This is a genomic window from Campylobacter sp. JH23, assembly GCF_017846595.1.
GTDB lineage: Bacteria > Campylobacterota > Campylobacteria > Campylobacterales > Campylobacteraceae > Campylobacter_D > Campylobacter_D coli.
Genome location: NZ_JAEQBP010000007.1, coordinates 77,056 through 94,124 on the forward strand (window position 1 = coordinate 77,056; position 17,069 = coordinate 94,124).

Below are 17,069 nucleotides of genomic sequence, written 5' to 3' on the forward strand. Positions count from 1 at the left end.
ATTAACTTTTTCACACAAACTTCTTATATAATTTCAAAAGAATATTTTGAAAGTCTTACAATGTTTAAACTCGATAATTTACTAAAAACCGCCATAGATGCCAGTAATGAAGCCTCTAAAGCTATTTTAAAAGAAAGAAAAAACCTACAAATTTGGCAAAAACAAGATCAAAGCCCCTTAACATCAGCCGATCTTGCTTCAAATGAAATTTTAAACGATATTTTAGGAAAAACAGATATTAAAATTTTATCTGAAGAAGGTTTGCTAAGTCAGGAAGAAAGTAAAAATTTGCAAAGTTATTGGCTTATTGATCCGCTTGATGGTACAAGTGGGTTTTTAAAAGGTAGTGATGAATTTTGCATTATGATCAGTTTGATTCATGAAGATAGACCTATTTTAGCTCTTATAAAAAATCCTTCAAAAGGCGATATTTTTTACGCTCATCAAAATACTAGAGTTTATAAAAATGATAAAATTTTAGATATAAGCGAACAAGATTTTATAGACAATCAATCTAAAGCTCTTTTAAGTGTTAATCATCTTAGTAAAGAGGATGAAAATTTTGCTAAAAAACACAATTTGACACCTATTAACATAGGATCAGGGCTTAAATTTTGTGCTATTTTGGAAGGTAGAGCAGGGGTTTATAAGCGTTTTGAGAAGTTAAATAGTTGGGATATTGCAGCTGGAGATTTTTTAGTCAATCAAAAGGGTGGTTTTATGGGAACCTTTTCTAAGGAAATGATTTTATATTCCCCTTTAAATTATAAGTGCGAGCCTTTTATTTGTGTTTCTAAAAAAAGTTTTTTAAATATATATACATAAAAACAGCATATAATTTTAAAATCTTAAAGGATAAAAATGAAAATTTTTCTTATTTTATTTATGAGTATTTTGTTAAATTCTAGTCTTTTTGCAAATAATTTTTCGCAAAAAAAAATCATTAAACTAGAACAGCAAGAAAGTTTTGAAATCATAGATCTTCAACAAAATGTTGAAAAACAAAACTTAGATCAGCAAAAAGGGATTTTTGATAGCTCTAGTTTGATGAGTAAGAAAGAAAGCATTCGTAAAGATAATGATGTTGATTTTGCTATAGCTATGAGTTTTAGGCAAAATTTTGGCTATGCTTTGGATGGTTTTAACATAAGTGCTAAAGAATTTTCTACTCTTTTTGCTAAAAATTTAGTGGATAATTTAAGATTAAATTTTGTAAATTCAGCTGCAAACGGTGTTTATCAAGATTTAAGAACTTTAGCTCGTTTTAGTCCTAAAGACTCTAAATTGCTTAATGTATCTCCTTTTTTAAAAAAAGAAAAAGACAAAAGTCAAATTTATGCCAAATTTACAGACTATCTTGTGGTGGTAAATTTAGATGATTTTTATGTAAATATCACAAATTATTTTGTTGCAATAACCAAAAATGCAGTAGCTAATATTAACTTCAAAGTTGTTTCTACAAGTAATGGTAAAATACTCACATCAAAAAATGTAAGATTAAATTTTGCACTTCATGCACAAGATCCTAGGGTAAATTATCAAAAACTTGTAAATCAAATGCCAAATATGCTTGCTGAAGTTATAAACAAAGAGTTAGAAAAATTAAATTTAACAGTGCAATAAAAATTTAATCGTTGATTTGCCTAATGCGATCTTGTAGCTCTTCTATGCTTAAAAATTCTTGTCTTAATTCCTTTGCGATTTCATGCGCAGTTATAGGATCAAGACTTGATAAAATTCTTTTAAGCTCGTAAGTGATTTGCCATTTAGTCATTTCTTCTAGGTTGATATTTATTTGCATGAATTATCCTTTTATCGTAAGAAAAAATTGTCTGATTGTAGCGTGAATTTGATTAAAAAATGCTATCTTTTTAAAAACATATATTAAAGAAAGAAGTAGAAATTTAATTTAAATGATAATCACTTCTTCTTCTAATTTTATGCCAAATTCCTCAAAAACCTTTTTTTTAGCAAGTTCGATAAGAAAAATAGCATCATCAAAACTTGCATTTTTTTTATTGATCAAAAAATTTGCATGCTTGTCGCTTAACATCGCATCTCCTTTGCTAAAGCCTTTAAGTCCTACAGCCTCAATGAGTCTTCCTGCAAAATCTCCTTTTGGATTTTTAAAGATAGAGCCAAAGCTTGCTCCGCTAGGTTGATTGTTTCTTGCATTTTTTAAATTCTCATCTTTTATCTTATCAAAACCAAAACCGAGTTTAAATTCAGCCCAAAAAAAAGGCATATTTAAAGGGCAAAAGCGGTAACTAAAATCAATATTTTCGCGTAAAATTTCACCTTTTGAAGTGGCAATTTTGACTAAATTCTGACTGATGCACTCATCTTTAAGCCCCGCATTCATTTTTAAAAGTCCACCAAGCGTACCAGGAATTTTGCTAAGGTATTCAAAACCATAAAGATTATTTTCTTTGGAAAAACGATACATTTGACTTGCTTTTGTCTTACAACCTATGCGAAGATGTAAAAAGTCTTTATTTTGCTCTAAAATTTCAATAAAATTAAAATTATCGCTTAAAATTCCTATATTTTTAGGCTTAGGGCTTATAAGGAGATTGTTCGCACCGCCTATTAAAAAGCCATCAAATTCGCGAATTTGTTCTAAAACTTCGACCTCAAATTCGCCTCCAATCTTTACAGATGAATATTTCTTAAAATCGATAATCATTTGATAAAAGTTGGAATTTGATTTAAAATATTTTCGGTAAAATCAATCATTGTTGTAGTCATCCAAGGCATTAAAAAGATGATGACTATTACTACTAAGATGATTTTAGGCACAAAAGAAAGCGTCATTTCATTAATCTGTGTTGTAGCCTGAAAGATACTGATAATAAGCCCTGCGATAAGCCCCGCTAAAAGCATGGGCAAAGAAAGCAAAAGTGTGATTTTAAAGGTTTGCACTCCAAGAGCAACCAAGGTGCTTTCATCCATTTTAATCCTTTTTAAGAATTTCTAAATTCTTCATACTCGCTCGGGATAAGATAATCCTTAGCATGTATGATTTTATCATAAAATTTATAATCATATCCCAGTTTAAAAAGCACATCCGCTGCTTTAAATTGCGTTTCGCTCATGCAAATGGAGTTTTTATTGGCATATAAATTCAAATAAGTATCAAGTTTTTCCTCATTAACGCGGATTAAATTTCTTTCCATTAGCATAGGGGCCAAAATGCGGCGATTAGAATTTGCTATTTTTACAGCATTTGTAAGATCTCTTTCTATCTTGATAGCATCGCTAAGCGGCAAAGAGCGACGCAAAGCCATTCCACCCAAAGGTAGAGGTAAATTTTCTTGTGCAAGTTCTAGCCATATATCCCAAATTTCAGCTTCCACACAAAGACTACTGTCAAATTCTAAAATGCTTTCATGGATTAAAACCCCTGCATCCACTTCGCCGCTTAAAACTGCATTTTCAATTTCTAAGAAATTTTTATAAATGATTCTAGCTTCTGGATATTTCATACGAAAAATTAGAGCGTTGGTAGTGTTTGCGCCACTTAATGCAACTTTAAAATTTCTTTTTAAATGTGTATTTTGTTTTTTGATAAGTTTTGGCCCATAACCCTCACCAAAACTTACTGCGGTGCGCAAAAGAGCGTATTCTTTAGCAATTAAAGGATAAAGTCCAAACGAGATCGCTGTAGCATCAAATTCATTTTTTAAGGCTAAATCATTTAAAGTTTGTATATCTAAAGCCGTATTTTTATAGTCAAAATCATTCCCTATCCATCCTAGTTTAATTGCCATATACATAAAAATATCATCCGCATCGGGTGAATGTGCGATTGTAATTGTTTTTTTCATAGCTTTCCTAATTTTTAATGAAATAATTTTTATTCTATCAAAATAAACTATTATTTAATTTTATTTTGTTAAAATTCTAGCTAAAAATTTGCAATTTTTAAGGAAAATAATGGACGATAATAAGAAAAAATCGCTTGATGCCGCCTTAAAATCGCTCGATAAAGCTTTTGGCAAGGGCACTATTTTAAGGCTTGGAGATAAGGAAGTAGAGCAGATTGATAGCATAGGAACAGGTTCTGTAGGACTTGATCTTGCACTTGGTATAGGCGGAATTCCAAAAGGAAGAATTATTGAAATTTATGGGCCTGAAAGTTCAGGTAAAACAACTTTAACTTTGCATATTATAGCAGAGTGTCAAAAAGCGGGTGGGGTTTGTGCCTTTATCGATGCTGAGCATGCTTTGGATGTAAAATATGCTAAAAATTTGGGCGTAGATACAGATAATCTTTATATTTCTCAACCCGATTTTGGTGAGCAGGCTTTAGAGATCGTTGAAACCATAGCACGAAGTGGGGCTATAGATTTGATAGTTGTAGATAGCGTTGCAGCACTTACTCCAAAAGCTGAAATCGAAGGCGATATGGGAGATCAGCATGTAGGGCTTCAAGCAAGACTTATGTCTCAAGCATTAAGAAAGCTTACAGGAATTGTCCATAAAATGAATACAACCGTGATTTTTATCAACCAAATTCGTATGAAAATTGGCGCTATGGGTTATGGAACTCCTGAAACAACAACAGGAGGAAATGCACTCAAATTTTATGCTTCAGTGCGTTTAGATGTTAGAAAAGTAGCGACTTTAAAACAAAATGAAGAGCCTATTGGTAACCGTGTTAAAGTTAAAGTAGTAAAAAATAAAGTAGCACCTCCATTTAGACAAGCTGAATTTGATGTAATGTTTGGAGAGGGTTTAAGCCGTGAGGGTGAATTGATCGATTATGGTGTAAAACTTGATATAGTAGATAAAAGTGGTGCTTGGTTTTCTTATAAAGATAAAAAATTGGGTCAAGGTAGAGAAAATTCAAAAGCTTTCTTAAAAGAAAATCCAGAAATAGCTGATGAAATTACCAAAGAAATTCAAAATTCTATGGGTATAGAAGGCATGATTAGCAGTAGCGAAGATGAAGAAGGAGAAGAATAATGTTAGTAATTGAAGATGTTAGGGCATATGAAGTGCTTGATAGTAGAGGAAATCCAACTGTAAAAGCAGAAGTTGTACTTAGTGATGGGAGTATGGGTGCAGCTATAGTTCCAAGTGGTGCAAGTACAGGTTCTAAGGAGGCTTTAGAACTTCGTGATAATGATGAAAGATTTGGTGGAAAGGGTGTTTTAAAAGCAGTTTCTAATGTAAATGAAACTATAGCTGATGAAATTTTAGGACTTGATGCTTTAAATCAAGCTCAGCTTGATGATACTTTGCGTGAGCTTGATGGTACAAATAATTACTCAAAATTAGGCGCAAATGCGACCTTGGGAGTATCTATGGCAACAGCGCGTGCGGCGGCAAATGCTTTAGGAGTGCCTTTGTATCGTTATTTAGGGGGTGCAAATGCGAGTATTTTGCCTGTGCCAATGTGCAACATCATCAATGGTGGCGCCCACGCAAGCAATAATATAGACTTTCAAGAATTTATGATCATGCCTTTTGGTTTTACAAGCTTTAAAGAAGCTTTGCGTTCAGTTTGTGAAATTTATGCGATCTTAAAAAAAGAGCTTGCAAATTTAGGACATTCTACAGCTTTGGGCGATGAAGGAGGCTTTGCTCCAAATTTGGCTAACAATACAGAGCCTATTGATCTTTTAATGACTTGTATTAAAAAAGCAGGTTATGAAAATCGTGTTAAAATCGCTCTTGATGTGGCAAGTACTGAATTTTTTAAAGAAGGTAAATACCACATGGAGGGCAAAGCTTTTTCAAGTGAAGACTTAATTGAACGCTATGTGGAGCTTTGCGCAAAATATCCAATTTGCAGCATTGAAGATGGTTTAGCTGAAAATGATTTTGAGGGCTGGATCAAGCTTACTGAAAAATTAGGCAATAAAATTCAGCTTGTGGGCGATGATTTATTTGTAACAAATGAAGATATCTTAAGAGAAGGCATTATCAAAAAAATGGCAAATGCTGTGCTTATTAAACCAAATCAAATCGGAACTATTACTCAAACTATGAGAACTGTTCGTTTAGCACAAAGAAACAATTATAAGTGTGTGATGAGCCATAGAAGTGGCGAGAGTGAAGATGTTTTCATAGCAGATTTTGCTGTAGCTTTAAATACAGGACAAATCAAAACAGGGGCTTTGGCAAGAGGCGAAAGAACTGCAAAATACAATCGCTTGCTTGAAATTGAGCTTGAAAGTGATGAATATTTAGGAGAAAAACTCTGAGTGATTTACTCAAAGAATATGACGAAAGCACCAAGAAAAAGAGCTTTTATGCCCATCTTATAAAGATGGTTTTTTGGGCTTTTCTTGTCATTATAGGAGCTATTTATTTTGGAAATATGCTTTTTGGGCAGTATTCTTTAGATACCTTGCTTTCACTTGAAGCAACCAAAGAAGAATTGAATAAAAAAATATCTTTTCTCAAAGAGCAAAACGCCAAAGCACAAAAAGATTATTTTGAATTACAAGGATTATACCCCAATGAAAACTAAAATTTTAGGAATATTTTTAATTTTTATTTCTTTATTAAATGCTGAGGAAAATCCTTTCAAATCAGAGCAAAACATGAGTATGATTATGCCACCTGATTTTCAAAAAGAGGATATTAAATTTAATTCTAATGCAAGAGTTTTAAAAAGCGTAAGTTTTAATTATATTAATCTTGATGGAAGTGAAGAAGTATTAAATGTTGATATTAATAAAAGCATAGATTGGCACGATACTTATACTCTTGTCCGTACTAAGAGCCCAGATCCTTCAAAAGTTTTTGATGTTTCAGTAACTATACCTGAACGTAATGATTCTAAAAAAGAATCCAATGGTACAGCAAATATAGAAATACCGCTACAAGTTGATAAAATTTATGATTTTATATCTTATGCAGTGTATAAAAATAAAATCAAACTCAATACTAGTGATGAGCTTATTAGTGATTTTTCCATAGGTAATCCTAGTAAAATTGTAGTGGATTTTAAATCAGATCTAGTAAATCCTACTAAAAACATACGCATTAGTAATTCTCTTTTTAAGCGTATAGATTTTGGCTCTCATAAGGGGTATTATAGACTTGTGATATATTTGGATGGAAATTATAATTACAATATCCAAAAAGATGCTACAGGATATATGATCAATCTATTGTGATGAGAATTTTTGTTTTTTTATGGTGTGTTAGTTTTGCTTTTGCTAGCGATATTTTACTTTTAAGCAAGATAAGTGAACAAGAAATTCAAAATAAGAATTTTAATGGCTGTTTAATGAGTGAAAAGCTTGATGGAGTCAGAGGAATTTGGGAAGTGGGAAAATTTAAAACCCGCCAAGATAATCCAATTTATACTCCTTCTTATTTTACTTATAATTTTCCTAGCTTTAAGCTTGATGGGGAGCTTTGGATAGCTAGGGCTAAATTTGATGAGGTGTCAGCTTTAATTCGTGGCGATAATCTAGACTCAAGCCTTTGGAAAAGTGTTACTTATAATGTTTTTGATGTACCCAATGCTTGTGAAGAATTTAAACTCACTTCTTGTACTTTAAGCAACCGCCTTAAGGTTTTAGAGCAGTATTTGCAACAAAATCCCAATCCTTATATAAAAATCATAAAGCAAATTCCTATAAAAGATCAAGAGCATTTAAAAGAATTTTATAAAGATATTGTCTTAAATAAGGGCGAAGGTGTAGTTATACGCAAGGATCTTGCTCCTTATGAAAAAGGCAGAAGTAAAAACGCTTTTAAATTAAAACCTTATGAAGATGCTGAATGTAAAGTCATAGGTTATACTGAAGGTAAGGGTAAATTCCAAGGTAAAATCGGCGCTTTACTCTGTCAAATGCCAAATGATAGGGTGATTAGAATAGGCAGTGGTTTAAAAGATAAAGATAGGGAAAATCCACCTAAAATAGGCTCTATTGTTACTTATAAATTTAATGGGTTGACTAAAAATTCCTTACCGCGTTTTCCAGTTTTTTTACGCATAAGGGATTAAAATTCTTGACTTTGTTTTCTTTTTCTGATATAATACCTACTTTTTTCGGGGTGTAGCGCAGTCTGGTTAGCGCACTTGGTTTGGGACCAAGGGGCCGAAGGTTCGAATCCTTTCACCCCGACCATTTTTTATAAATTTATACAAAATGGTGAGTGTAGCTCAGTCGGTTAGAGCATCAGATTGTGGTCCTGAGGGTCGTGGGTTCAATTCCCATCACTCACCCCACTAAGCGTTCGTAGCTCAACTGGATAGAGCAACAGACTTCGGATCTGTAGGTTATGGGTTCAATTCCTATCGGGCGCACCACCAAATTTTTATATGCGTTCATAGCTCAGCTGGATAGAGCAACGGCCTTCTAAGCCGTAGGTCAGAGGTTCGAATCCTCTTGAGCGTACCATACTAGCGGATGTGGTGAAATTGGCAGACACGCCAGACTTAGGATCTGGTGCAGCAATGCGTGAAGGTTCAAGTCCTTTCATCCGCACCACAATTTAAAATTATATCTCCCTTAAATTAGCGCAATCGTCTTTTTCTTTACAAAATAAAAAATTTCATTTTGTTTTAAATTTTATTTCGATTTTTAGAAAATTAATCATTTTTATTAAAAAATTTGATAAAATTTTTTAAGTTTATAAAATGAATTTTTAATTTAAAAATTTCAATACCATATAAAATTAAAGAGAAAAGTATGCAAAGAATAGTTGTAAAAGTAGGCTCTCATGTGATCAGCGATGAGAATCTTTTAAATTTAAAGCGCTTTGAGAATTTGGTGGCTTTTTTGACCAAATTAATGCAAAAATATGAAGTTATTTTAGTTACTTCAGCTGCTATTTCAGCAGGATGTACCAAGCTTCATATAGATAGAAAAAATTTAATTAATAAACAAGTTTTAGCTGCGATAGGACAACCTTTTTTAATCAGCGTTTATAATGAATTTTTAGCCAAATTTGGCAAAATGGGTGGACAAATTTTGCTTACAGGAAAAGATTTTGATTCAAGAAAGGCGACTAAGCATGCTAAAAATGCTATTGATGCGATGATTGATTTAGGAATTTTGCCTATTATTAATGAAAATGATGCCACAGCTATTGAAGAGATTGTTTTTGGTGATAATGATAGTTTAAGTGCCTATGCGACGCATTTTTTTGAAGCTGATTTGCTTGTGATTTTAAGTGATATTGACGGTTTTTATGATAAAAATCCTAGTGAATTTAGCGATGCAAAGCGTTTGGAAAGGGTTGAATTTATCAAAGAAGAATGGCTTAATGTGAGTGTTAAAACAGGAAGCGAGCACGGAACAGGCGGTATAGTTACTAAGCTAAAAGCAGCTAAATTTTTATTAGAAAATCATAAAAAAATGTTTTTAGCAAGTGGTTTTGATTTAAGTGTTGCAAAGGCATTTTTGCTAGAAAATAAACAAATAGGCGGAACTTTATTTGAGTGATTATAAATTTTTATTTTTCCTTAAGTTTTGAAGAGTAAAATAAATTATGCGCATAATTCATAATATTAAGAAGAAATGATGAAAAAGTCAGTAAAAATACTTCTTTCAGTTGCTACTTTTGCATACGATCCTTATACTTGCTCTTTGCAAAATTTAATTAATCCAGGTAGCTGCAATCCTAATTTAGTGCCTAATGATGAGTATGCTTGCTAGGCTTTACCTAATGTTAGAGTAAATGGCGAGCCTGTTTGTGTGGAGTATTATTAATGTCTATTTTAGTAAATGCTGTAGATACTTTTTATTCTACTAAAAATGAAGCTGTATTTTCAGCTTCTAAAAGTGAAAATATAAAAAGAAATGTCGCAGATTTTAATACTGATAATAATACAAAAAATTCCGTGTATTTTTTTAGTGATGATAAAGAAATTTCTTTGAATTTAAGCAATGAAAGCATGGAACTTTTGACAAATCATTTTAGCGCAAATGATTTTTTAAAACTTTCTAATGGAAATATAGGCTTAAGCGGAAAAGCAGCCGCTTTTGTAGAAGGCTGGTATAAAGATATTATGATAAATAGAAATTTTTTAAATGCCGATAGGGATAAAAATGGCAGAATAGAAAATAACGAGCATTTATCTTTAAAAAATTCAGTAGAAGATGTCGCAAAAAATCAAGATTTAAGTAAGAATTTTGGGGCAGTTGTTTTAAGAATGACTCAAAGTACAACAGGCTATGTTGAAAATACAATTAGCGATAAAAGCTTAAGTATAGAAGCACTTATAGATGAAAGTATAAAAAGTGATAGAAATTTTGATGGGATTATTACGAGGCTTGAGTATTCTGCTAAAGGCGGTACAGATATGCAAGGCTATACGAATTGGGCTATAGATGCTTTAAATGATATTTTAGATGATAGCGATAAAGCCAAAAATTCATTTAGTTGTCGATCCTACAAGCAAAATTTGGCATTCGTATGCAGGCAAAACATTAAATGAGGTTAAGGCTTACTATGATAATCCTTTTAGAGCGACGAGTGGAACTTCTGCTTCTGGTTTTTTAAATATAGTGATTGAAGAACCAAGAATTTTACCAAGTAATGATTTAGAAAATGAAAAAGAGCAATTGCTTAATGAATTTCCTGAATTTAGAGCTTTGATACAAAACAATCCCAATATTACAAAAGAAAAACTTTTAAAACTTAAAAATCAGCAAAGAATCACACACAATTATCAAGATCATCAAAAACAAGATTTGCAAAAAGAATTTACACAAAATTTCTTTAAAACAGATCTTAAGGCCTAAATTCCCTTAAAAAATTCGGCAATTTCCGCATTTAACCTTACAAAATTTTTATAAAGATTCACCCCGTTTTGACTGGATTGAGTTAGCTTTAAAATCAAATTTGTTATAATCAAAACCTTGAATTTTATATAAAGCGAAATGATGAAAAAAATTATTTTTATGGGCACACCAAGCTATGCAACTTGTATTTTAAAAGCTCTTTTAGAAGATGAAAATTTTGAGCTTTTAGCGCTTTTTACTCAGCCTGATAAAGCTGTGGGTAGAAAGCAGATTTTAACACCAAGTGATACTAAAGCATTTTTGCTTCAAAAAGCTCCACAAATTCCTATTTTTACCCCAAATTCTTTAAAGGATGAGAGCGTTATAGAGCAAATTTGTGCTTTAAAGCCTGATTTTATAGTAGTTGCTGCTTATGGAAAAATTTTACCTAAGGCTATTTTAGATATAGCTCCTTGTATCAATCTACACGCTTCGCTTTTGCCTAAATACCGAGGCGCTAGTCCAATACAAAGCGCGATTTTAAATGCTGATGAAAAAAGCGGGGTTTGCACGATGCTTATGGAAGAAGGACTAGATACAGGAGCTGTGCTTGAGAGCGTAGAATGCGATATAAGAGATAAAAATGTAAATGAAGTTTTTGAAATTTTAGCAAATTTAGCAGCAAAGCTTACTCTTTCTACTCTTTTAAATTATGAAAAACTCCTTCCAAAAAAACAAGATGAAAGCTTAGCTACACATTGTAAAAAGATCAAAAAAGAAGATGGGCTTGTGAGTTTAGATAATGCAAGAGAAATTTATCAAAAATATCTAGCTTTTACACCTTGGCCCGGGGTTTTTTTAGAAAATGGTTTGAAATTTATAGAACTTGAGCTTGTGGATGAGTTGAAGCAAAATGCCAAAATGGGCGAAATTTTAGAACTTGAAAAGGAAAGCTTTTTACTTGCTTGCAAACAAGGAATTTTACGCATTAAAAAACTTCAAGAAAGTGGAAAAAAAGCTCTTGATGGCAGAACTTATTTAAATGGAAAAAGGCTTAAAAGTGCAGATAGCTTGTGTTGAAAGTATTGATTCTACCCATCTTTTTTTATGCGAGCAAATTCGCAGTGGCAAAATCAATGAAAATTTTGCCCTTTATGCCTTAAATCAGACAAAGGGTGTGGGTAGTAGAGAAAATTCATGGCAAAGTTCTAGCGGAAATTTACATCTTTCTTTTTGCATTAAAGAAGGCGATTTGCCAAGCGATTTGCCCTTGGCTTCTGTGAGTATTTATTTTGCTTATTTGTTAAAGGAAATTTTACAAGAAAAAGGTTCTAGAATTTGGCTTAAATGGCCCAATGATTTATATTTAGATGATAAAAAAGTGGGAGGGGTAATAAGCACTAAAATTTCAGATTTTATAGTGGGCGGCATGGGTTTAAATTTAAAATTTGCTCCCCATGATGCAGCTTTGTGTGATGTTGAAATTTTGCTTAAAGATTTGATACAAGAGTTTTTACAAAGACTAGAGAAAAAATTTTTATGGAAGCATATTTTTAGCAAGTATATGTTAGAATTTGAAAAATCAAGACAATTTAGTGTCCATTATGAAGGTAAGGTATTTTCACTTGAAAATGCTTTTTTATATGAGGATGGATCAATTTTACTAGGCGATAAAAGGGTGTATAGTTTAAGATGAGTGAGATTATTACTATAGCAAATCAAAAAGGTGGAGTAGGTAAAACTACAACAGCTGTGAATTTAGCGGCATCTTTGGCGGTAGCTGAAAAAAAAGTTCTTTTAATTGATGTGGATCCACAAGCAAATGCTACAACAGGCTTGGGTTTTAATCGCAATAATTATGAATATAATATTTATCATGTTTTTATAGGTAGAAAAAAACTTTCTGATATTATTTTAAAAACAGAATTACCCCAACTTCATCTAGCTCCTTCAAATATAGGTCTTGTAGGCATAGAGCAAGAACTTGCAAAAGGCGAAAATAACGAAAAAAAAATGATACTCAAAAACCAAATTCAAGAAGTACTTGATGAGTATGATTTTATTATCATCGATTCTCCGCCCGCACTTGGAAGTATCACTATCAATGCTTTTGTTGCTAGCGATAGTGTTATCATACCTATACAATGCGAGTTTTATGCGCTTGAAGGTGTGGCAATGGTTTTAAATACGATTAAAATTATTAAAAAAACTATCAACCCCAAATTAAAAGTGCGAGGATTTTTACCGACTATGTATAGCTCGCAAAATAATCTTTCTAAAGATGTTGTAGAGGATTTAAAGCAAAATTTTAAAAAGCAACTTTTTACCATAAATGGCAATGAAGATGATTTTATTGTTATCCCTCGTAATGTAAAACTAGCTGAAAGCCCAAGCTTTGGAAAGCCTATCATACTTTATGATATCAAATCTCCTGGTTCTTTGGCTTATCAAAATTTAGCATATTCGATTTTAGGATAAAACAATGGGTCTTAATAAAAATAGAGGTTTGAGCACCTTAATGGGGGATGTAGGAGAAGTTTATAGTAGAGAACTAGGTCTTGATAAAAACCAAGTGAGTCTTGTAGAAATTTCAAAAATTACTCCAAATCCTTTTCAGCCAAGAAAAACTTTTGATGAAGCAGCTTTAAATGAACTTGCAAATTCTATAAAAGAGCATGGATTAATACAACCTATAATCGTACTTAAAAAAAATGATAGTTTTATCTTGGTAGCCGGTGAAAGAAGGCTTAGAGCTACTCAAATTTTAGGCAAAGAAAATATACTGGCCTTTGTGTCAGACAGCGATGAGAGCAAGCTTAGAGAATTAGCACTCATAGAAAATATACAAAGAGAAAATTTAAATCCTATCGAACTTGCAAATTCTTACAAAGACTTAATAGAGGTTTATAATATCACTCAAGAAAATTTAGCCGAACTTATCCATAAAAGCAGAACCCAAATCACAAATACTTTAAGACTTTTAAATTTAGATCCTAAAACTCAAGATCTCATAGCAAGTGGTAAAATTTCACAAGGACACGCTAAGGTTTTAGTAGGCTTAGATAAAGAAGATGAAAAAGTACTTGTAGACAGTATTTTGGGGCAAAAACTCAGCGTAAGAGACACGGAAAGACTTGTTCAAAAGGTTAAGAATAAAGAAAACACAGAAGATGTAGAATTTGAAAATTCTATGCAAAGTTTAAAACAGACTTTAAATAAATTAGGATTTGCATCTAAAAACAATAAAAAGGAACTCATTATTCGTTTGGACAATATTGAAAAAATTAAAAAACTGACTGAAATTCTCAATAAATTTTAACAAAGTATTAGTTTTTATTTGTTACAATAAAAGACTTATAATACCCCAAAGGAGATCTATGTTTGAAGATATGCATCCTTCCATAATGCTTGCTACTATGGCTATTTTTTTAGCTATGATAGTGATTTTAAACACTATGCTATACAGGCCCCTTTTGAAATTTATGGATGAAAGAAATGATTCTATAAAAAACGACGAAAACAAAGTCAAAGAAAATTCACAAGAAATGTTAGGAGCAAACGACGAGGTTGAGGCAATTCATGTGAGTACAAGAGAAGAAATCCATAAAATCAAACAAAATGCCATCAATGCAGCCAAAGAGGAAGCTCAACAAGCTATAAAAGCTAAAAAGGAAGAGTTAGAGCGTAAAATGGCTAACTTCTATACTGAATTAGTATCTCAAAAAAAAGAACTTCAAGATCATTTGTCAGCACACTTGCCTGACCTTAAACAAGCTTTGCAAAATAATATTAAACAGCACTAATTAAGGAGAAAGATGAAAAAGCTATTTTACTTTATTTTTTTACTGCCTTTATGTGCCTTTGGTGCATCTAATGGTAGCGGAGAGTATGATATTGTTCCAAGAACAATAAATTTCTTAATTTTTGTAGCTATATTGTATTATTTTGTAGCAAATCCTTTTAAAGCTTTTTATAAAAACAGAATTTTAAGAATTTCTTTAAAATTAGACGAAATTCAAAAGAAGCTTTTGGAAAGCAAGGCAAAAAAACTTGACACAATGAAAAAGCTTGAAGAAGCTAAAGCAAATGCAGCAGCAGCTTTAGTTGTGGCAAAAAAAGAAGCAGAGGTGCTTGCTCAAAAAATTAAAGAAGAAACTCAAAATGAGCTTGCTTTACTTGAGAAGCATTTTGAAGAGCAAAAAGACTATGAATTTAGAAAAATGGAAAAAGAGGTTGTGTCTTTAACTCTTAAAGAGATTTTTGAAGATTCAAATATTGCTTTAAAACAGAATGAAATCATTGATATTATGATGAAGAAGGTGTCTTAATGAATGATCTAATAGCTAAAAGATACGCAAAAGCTATAGCCTTAAGAGCAGATATTTCAGAATTTTATGATAATTTGTTTGTTTTAAGTTCGGCTTTTGCTTCGCCTAAATTTAAAAATATCATAGAATCAAATCAAATTCAAAAAGAAAAAAAATTAGAATTTGTTATTTCTTTAATAGAAAAAGCTAGTCCTAGTTTTAACAACTTTTTAAAACTATTAGCAGAAAATTCAAGACTTTCTTGCATTCCTCAAATTGCTAAAGAGCTTGAAAGACAAAAATCTTTTAAAGAAAATATTTTTTTAGGGACTGTTTATTCTAAAGAAGTATTAAGCGAAGATAATATCAAAGAGCTTGAAAATAGACTTAGTACTAAGTTTGGTGTTAAAATTAAACTACAAAATAAAGTAGGTTTAAATGAAGGTGTGAAAATTTCACTAGAAGAATTAGGTTATGAAATTTCTTTTTCAATGAAAGCTCTTCAAAACAAGATGAGCGAATATATACTCAAAATTATTTAAGGAGAATGTGTAATGAAATTTAAAGCTGATGAAATCAGTTCTATCATAAAAGAAAGAATCGAAAATTTTGATTTAAATTTAGAGATTGAAGAAACAGGAAAAATTATTTCAGTAGCTGATGGTGTGGCTAAGGTTTATGGTCTTAAAAATATTATGGCCGGTGAAATGGTAGAATTTGACAATGGCGATAAAGGTATGGCATTAAACCTTGAAGAAAGTAGCGTGGGTATAGTTATACTTGGAAAAGGAGAAGGCTTAAAAGAAGGTACTTCTGTAAAACGCCTTAAAAAACTTCTTAAAGTTCCAGTAGGGGAAGCTCTTATCGGTCGTGTGGTGAATGCACTTGGTGAACCAATTGACGCTAAAGGTGTTATCAATAGTAATGAATTTAGATTTGTAGAAGAAAAAGCTAAAGGTATCATGGCTAGAAAAAGTGTACATGAACCTTTACATACAGGGATTAAAGCTATAGATGCATTGGTGCCAATTGGTCGTGGCCAAAGAGAGCTCATCATAGGCGATAGACAAACAGGTAAAACTACTGTAGCTGTAGATACTATCATTTCTCAAAAAGGACAAGGAGTTGTTTGTATTTATGTAGCCATAGGACAAAAGCAAAGCACAGTGGCTCAAGTTGTAAAAAGACTTGAAGAGCATGGAGCTATGGATTATACTATAGTTGTAAATGCGGGTGCTTCGGATCCAGCAGCACTTCAATACCTAGCACCTTATACAGGTGTAACTATGGGTGAGTTTTTTAGAGATAATGCAAAACACGCTTTAATTGTTTATGATGATTTGAGTAAGCATGCTGTGGCTTATCGTGAAATGTCTTTGATTTTACGCCGTCCTCCAGGTCGCGAGGCTTATCCTGGTGATGTTTTCTATCTTCACTCAAGACTTTTAGAAAGAGCTAGTAAATTAAATGATGAGTTAGGTGCGGGTTCTTTAACAGCTTTACCAATCATCGAAACTCAAGCGGGCGATGTTTCAGCTTATATTCCAACCAATGTTATTTCGATCACTGATGGACAAATTTTCTTAGAAACTGATTTATTTAACTCAGGAATTCGTCCAGCTATCAATGTGGGTCTATCGGTTTCTCGTGTGGGTGGTGCGGCTCAAATTAAAGCAACTAAACAAGTTTCAGGAACTCTAAGACTTGATCTTGCACAATATAGAGAACTCCAAGCTTTTGCTCAATTTGCAAGTGATTTGGATGAGGCAAGTAGAAAACAACTTGAACGCGGACAAAGAATGGTTGAGTTATTAAAACAACCTCCTTATTCTCCACTTAGTGTTGAAAAACAAGTGGTTTTAATTTTTGCGGGAACAAAAGGTTATTTGGATGATGTAGCTGTTTCAAAAATCAGAGAATTTGAAGATGGAATTTATCCATTTATAGAAGCAAAATATCCAGATCTTTTTGAGCAAATTCGTTCGAAAAAAGCTTTAGATGCAGAGTTAGAAGAGAAATTAGCTAAAGCAATAAACGAGTTTAAAGCAAACCATTTATAAGGTTC

At 32.2% G+C, this 17,069-nt stretch carries 23 protein-coding genes and 5 tRNA genes; 24 read left to right on the forward strand and 4 right to left on the reverse strand.

All coding sequences use genetic code 11. The features are described 5' to 3' along the window. The first annotated feature begins 60 nt into the window (after window positions 1-60). Window positions 61-825, forward strand: a complete 765-nt coding sequence (locus KAR88_RS07720) for an inositol monophosphatase family protein (RefSeq protein ID WP_002780009.1) — start codon at window positions 61-63, stop codon at window positions 823-825. Between the two features lie 36 nt (window positions 826-861). Beyond that, the gene (locus KAR88_RS07725) at window positions 862-1,623 is read left to right on the forward strand and encodes a hypothetical protein (protein ID WP_002779419.1); all 762 of its coding nucleotides are present in this window, start codon (window positions 862-864) and stop codon (window positions 1,621-1,623) included. Window positions 1,624-1,627: 4 nt separating this feature from the next. On the opposite strand, the gene KAR88_RS07730 is transcribed toward KAR88_RS07725, so the two are convergent. From KAR88_RS07730 to KAR88_RS07745, 4 genes are all read right to left on the reverse strand, one after another. Then, a complete protein-coding gene (locus KAR88_RS07730) occupies window positions 1,628-1,801 on the reverse strand; it encodes a hypothetical protein (protein WP_002779418.1) in 174 nt (57 codons plus the stop codon). Between the two features lie 108 nt (window positions 1,802-1,909). Continuing rightward, a complete protein-coding gene (locus tag KAR88_RS07735; protein WP_002779417.1) occupies window positions 1,910-2,686 on the reverse strand; it encodes a UDP-N-acetylmuramate dehydrogenase in 777 nt (258 codons plus the stop codon). Beyond that, window positions 2,683-2,952 (reverse strand): flagellar biosynthesis protein FliQ, encoded by a 270-nt coding sequence (fliQ, locus tag KAR88_RS07740; protein ID WP_002779416.1) that lies wholly within the window; start codon window positions 2,950-2,952, stop codon window positions 2,683-2,685. Before fliQ ends, KAR88_RS07735 begins: the two co-directional genes overlap by 4 nt. 11 nt (window positions 2,953-2,963) lie before the next feature. Next, window positions 2,964-3,827, reverse strand: coding sequence for a menaquinone biosynthesis family protein (locus KAR88_RS07745; protein WP_002779415.1), 864 nt, complete (start codon window positions 3,825-3,827; stop codon window positions 2,964-2,966). A gap of 109 nt (window positions 3,828-3,936) precedes the next feature. Here KAR88_RS07745 and recA point away from each other — a divergent pair, with 109 nt between their 5' ends. The 22 genes from recA to atpA all read left to right on the forward strand — a co-directional run bounded on the left by recA (window position 3,937) and on the right by atpA (window position 17,064). Then, window positions 3,937-4,968, forward strand: coding sequence for a recombinase RecA (gene recA, locus KAR88_RS07750; protein ID WP_002779414.1), 1,032 nt, complete (start codon window positions 3,937-3,939; stop codon window positions 4,966-4,968). Then, window positions 4,968-6,212, forward strand: a complete 1,245-nt coding sequence (eno, locus tag KAR88_RS07755) for a phosphopyruvate hydratase (RefSeq protein WP_002779413.1) — start codon at window positions 4,968-4,970, stop codon at window positions 6,210-6,212. The genes recA and eno overlap by 1 nt, the downstream gene beginning before the upstream one ends. A 65-nt stretch (window positions 6,213-6,277) precedes the next feature. Beyond that, window positions 6,278-6,481 carry a hypothetical protein gene (locus tag KAR88_RS07760; protein ID WP_002779412.1) on the forward strand — a complete coding sequence of 68 codons (204 nt, stop codon included), beginning with the start codon at window positions 6,278-6,280 and terminating at the stop codon, window positions 6,479-6,481. After that, window positions 6,471-7,133: an AMIN domain-containing protein gene (locus KAR88_RS07765; RefSeq protein WP_002780014.1), complete on the forward strand. Its 663-nt coding sequence runs from the start codon at window positions 6,471-6,473 to the stop codon at window positions 7,131-7,133. Before KAR88_RS07760 ends, KAR88_RS07765 begins: the two co-directional genes overlap by 11 nt. Beyond that, window positions 7,133-7,972, forward strand: a complete 840-nt coding sequence (locus KAR88_RS07770; RefSeq protein ID WP_002829325.1) for a DNA ligase — start codon at window positions 7,133-7,135, stop codon at window positions 7,970-7,972. Before KAR88_RS07765 ends, KAR88_RS07770 begins: the two co-directional genes overlap by 1 nt. Window positions 7,973-8,018: 46 nt before the next feature. After that, window positions 8,019-8,096, forward strand: a tRNA-Pro gene (locus KAR88_RS07775). Between the two features lie 24 nt (window positions 8,097-8,120). Next, window positions 8,121-8,197 (forward strand) — tRNA-His (locus KAR88_RS07780). A gap of 4 nt (window positions 8,198-8,201) precedes the next feature. Further along, window positions 8,202-8,278, forward strand: a tRNA-Arg gene (locus KAR88_RS07785). Window positions 8,279-8,292: 14 nt separating this feature from the next. Beyond that, window positions 8,293-8,369 (forward strand) — tRNA-Arg (locus KAR88_RS07790). 5 nt (window positions 8,370-8,374) lie between these two features. After that, window positions 8,375-8,459, forward strand: a tRNA-Leu gene (locus tag KAR88_RS07795). 201 nt (window positions 8,460-8,660) lie between these two features. Then, window positions 8,661-9,416, forward strand: a complete 756-nt coding sequence (proB, locus tag KAR88_RS07800; RefSeq protein WP_002779409.1) for a glutamate 5-kinase — start codon at window positions 8,661-8,663, stop codon at window positions 9,414-9,416. Window positions 9,417-9,494: 78 nt separating this feature from the next. Next, complete coding sequence (locus KAR88_RS08980; RefSeq protein ID WP_002779408.1) at window positions 9,495-9,629, forward strand: hypothetical protein; 135 nt, start codon at window positions 9,495-9,497, stop codon at window positions 9,627-9,629. 53 nt (window positions 9,630-9,682) lie between these two features. Next, window positions 9,683-10,411, forward strand: a complete 729-nt coding sequence (locus KAR88_RS07805) for a hypothetical protein (protein ID WP_002779407.1) — start codon at window positions 9,683-9,685, stop codon at window positions 10,409-10,411. Beyond that, complete coding sequence (locus tag KAR88_RS07810) at window positions 10,326-10,718, forward strand: hypothetical protein (RefSeq protein WP_002779406.1); 393 nt, start codon at window positions 10,326-10,328, stop codon at window positions 10,716-10,718. The genes KAR88_RS07805 and KAR88_RS07810 overlap by 86 nt, the downstream gene beginning before the upstream one ends. A 141-nt stretch (window positions 10,719-10,859) precedes the next feature. Then, window positions 10,860-11,777, forward strand: coding sequence for a methionyl-tRNA formyltransferase (gene fmt / locus KAR88_RS07815; RefSeq protein WP_002779405.1), 918 nt, complete (start codon window positions 10,860-10,862; stop codon window positions 11,775-11,777). Beyond that, window positions 11,740-12,393: a biotin--[acetyl-CoA-carboxylase] ligase gene (locus KAR88_RS07820; RefSeq protein ID WP_002779404.1), complete on the forward strand. Its 654-nt coding sequence runs from the start codon at window positions 11,740-11,742 to the stop codon at window positions 12,391-12,393. Before fmt ends, KAR88_RS07820 begins: the two co-directional genes overlap by 38 nt. After that, on the forward strand, window positions 12,390-13,175 hold the full coding sequence (locus tag KAR88_RS07825; protein WP_002779403.1) for an AAA family ATPase: 786 nt from the start codon (window positions 12,390-12,392) through the stop codon (window positions 13,173-13,175). Before KAR88_RS07820 ends, KAR88_RS07825 begins: the two co-directional genes overlap by 4 nt. Window positions 13,176-13,179: 4 nt before the next feature. Continuing rightward, on the forward strand, window positions 13,180-14,016 hold the full coding sequence (locus KAR88_RS07830) for a ParB/RepB/Spo0J family partition protein (protein ID WP_002779402.1): 837 nt from the start codon (window positions 13,180-13,182) through the stop codon (window positions 14,014-14,016). Window positions 14,017-14,074: 58 nt separating this feature from the next. Further along, window positions 14,075-14,500, forward strand: coding sequence for a FoF1 ATP synthase subunit B' (locus KAR88_RS07835; RefSeq protein WP_002779401.1), 426 nt, complete (start codon window positions 14,075-14,077; stop codon window positions 14,498-14,500). A gap of 12 nt (window positions 14,501-14,512) precedes the next feature. Then, window positions 14,513-15,025: a F0F1 ATP synthase subunit B gene (locus KAR88_RS07840; protein WP_002786245.1), complete on the forward strand. Its 513-nt coding sequence runs from the start codon at window positions 14,513-14,515 to the stop codon at window positions 15,023-15,025. After that, window positions 15,025-15,546, forward strand: coding sequence for a F0F1 ATP synthase subunit delta (locus KAR88_RS07845; protein WP_002799215.1), 522 nt, complete (start codon window positions 15,025-15,027; stop codon window positions 15,544-15,546). The genes KAR88_RS07840 and KAR88_RS07845 overlap by 1 nt, the downstream gene beginning before the upstream one ends. A gap of 12 nt (window positions 15,547-15,558) precedes the next feature. Further along, a complete protein-coding gene (gene atpA / locus KAR88_RS07850; protein ID WP_002779398.1) occupies window positions 15,559-17,064 on the forward strand; it encodes a F0F1 ATP synthase subunit alpha in 1,506 nt (501 codons plus the stop codon). The last annotated feature ends 5 nt before the right edge of the window (window positions 17,065-17,069 follow it).

Bases quoted from the DNA above. Each gene is read 5' to 3' on its own strand.
- KAR88_RS07720 (WP_002780009.1), top strand. From the start codon at position 61: ATGTTTAAACTCGATAATTTACTAAAAACCGCCATAGATGCCAGTAAT.
- KAR88_RS07725 (WP_002779419.1), top strand. From the start codon at position 862: ATGAAAATTTTTCTTATTTTATTTATGAGTATTTTGTTAAATTCTAGT.
- KAR88_RS07730 (WP_002779418.1), bottom strand. From the start codon at position 1,801: ATGCAAATAAATATCAACCTAGAAGAAATGACTAAATGGCAAATCACT.
- KAR88_RS07735 (WP_002779417.1), bottom strand. From the start codon at position 2,686: ATGATTATCGATTTTAAGAAATATTCATCTGTAAAGATTGGAGGCGAA.
- fliQ (WP_002779416.1), bottom strand. From the start codon at position 2,952: ATGGATGAAAGCACCTTGGTTGCTCTTGGAGTGCAAACCTTTAAAATC.
- KAR88_RS07745 (WP_002779415.1), bottom strand. From the start codon at position 3,827: ATGAAAAAAACAATTACAATCGCACATTCACCCGATGCGGATGATATT.
- recA (WP_002779414.1), top strand. From the start codon at position 3,937: ATGGACGATAATAAGAAAAAATCGCTTGATGCCGCCTTAAAATCGCTC.
- eno (WP_002779413.1), top strand. From the start codon at position 4,968: ATGTTAGTAATTGAAGATGTTAGGGCATATGAAGTGCTTGATAGTAGA.
- KAR88_RS07760 (WP_002779412.1), top strand. From the start codon at position 6,278: ATGGTTTTTTGGGCTTTTCTTGTCATTATAGGAGCTATTTATTTTGGA.
- KAR88_RS07765 (WP_002780014.1), top strand. From the start codon at position 6,471: ATGAAAACTAAAATTTTAGGAATATTTTTAATTTTTATTTCTTTATTA.
- KAR88_RS07770 (WP_002829325.1), top strand. From the start codon at position 7,133: ATGAGAATTTTTGTTTTTTTATGGTGTGTTAGTTTTGCTTTTGCTAGC.
- proB (WP_002779409.1), top strand. From the start codon at position 8,661: ATGCAAAGAATAGTTGTAAAAGTAGGCTCTCATGTGATCAGCGATGAG.
- KAR88_RS08980 (WP_002779408.1), top strand. From the start codon at position 9,495: ATGAAAAAGTCAGTAAAAATACTTCTTTCAGTTGCTACTTTTGCATAC.
- KAR88_RS07805 (WP_002779407.1), top strand. From the start codon at position 9,683: ATGTCTATTTTAGTAAATGCTGTAGATACTTTTTATTCTACTAAAAAT.
- KAR88_RS07810 (WP_002779406.1), top strand. From the start codon at position 10,326: ATGATAGCGATAAAGCCAAAAATTCATTTAGTTGTCGATCCTACAAGC.
- fmt (WP_002779405.1), top strand. From the start codon at position 10,860: ATGAAAAAAATTATTTTTATGGGCACACCAAGCTATGCAACTTGTATT.
- KAR88_RS07820 (WP_002779404.1), top strand. From the start codon at position 11,740: ATGGAAAAAGGCTTAAAAGTGCAGATAGCTTGTGTTGAAAGTATTGAT.
- KAR88_RS07825 (WP_002779403.1), top strand. From the start codon at position 12,390: ATGAGTGAGATTATTACTATAGCAAATCAAAAAGGTGGAGTAGGTAAA.
- KAR88_RS07830 (WP_002779402.1), top strand. From the start codon at position 13,180: ATGGGTCTTAATAAAAATAGAGGTTTGAGCACCTTAATGGGGGATGTA.
- KAR88_RS07835 (WP_002779401.1), top strand. From the start codon at position 14,075: ATGTTTGAAGATATGCATCCTTCCATAATGCTTGCTACTATGGCTATT.
- KAR88_RS07840 (WP_002786245.1), top strand. From the start codon at position 14,513: ATGAAAAAGCTATTTTACTTTATTTTTTTACTGCCTTTATGTGCCTTT.
- KAR88_RS07845 (WP_002799215.1), top strand. From the start codon at position 15,025: ATGAATGATCTAATAGCTAAAAGATACGCAAAAGCTATAGCCTTAAGA.
- atpA (WP_002779398.1), top strand. From the start codon at position 15,559: ATGAAATTTAAAGCTGATGAAATCAGTTCTATCATAAAAGAAAGAATC.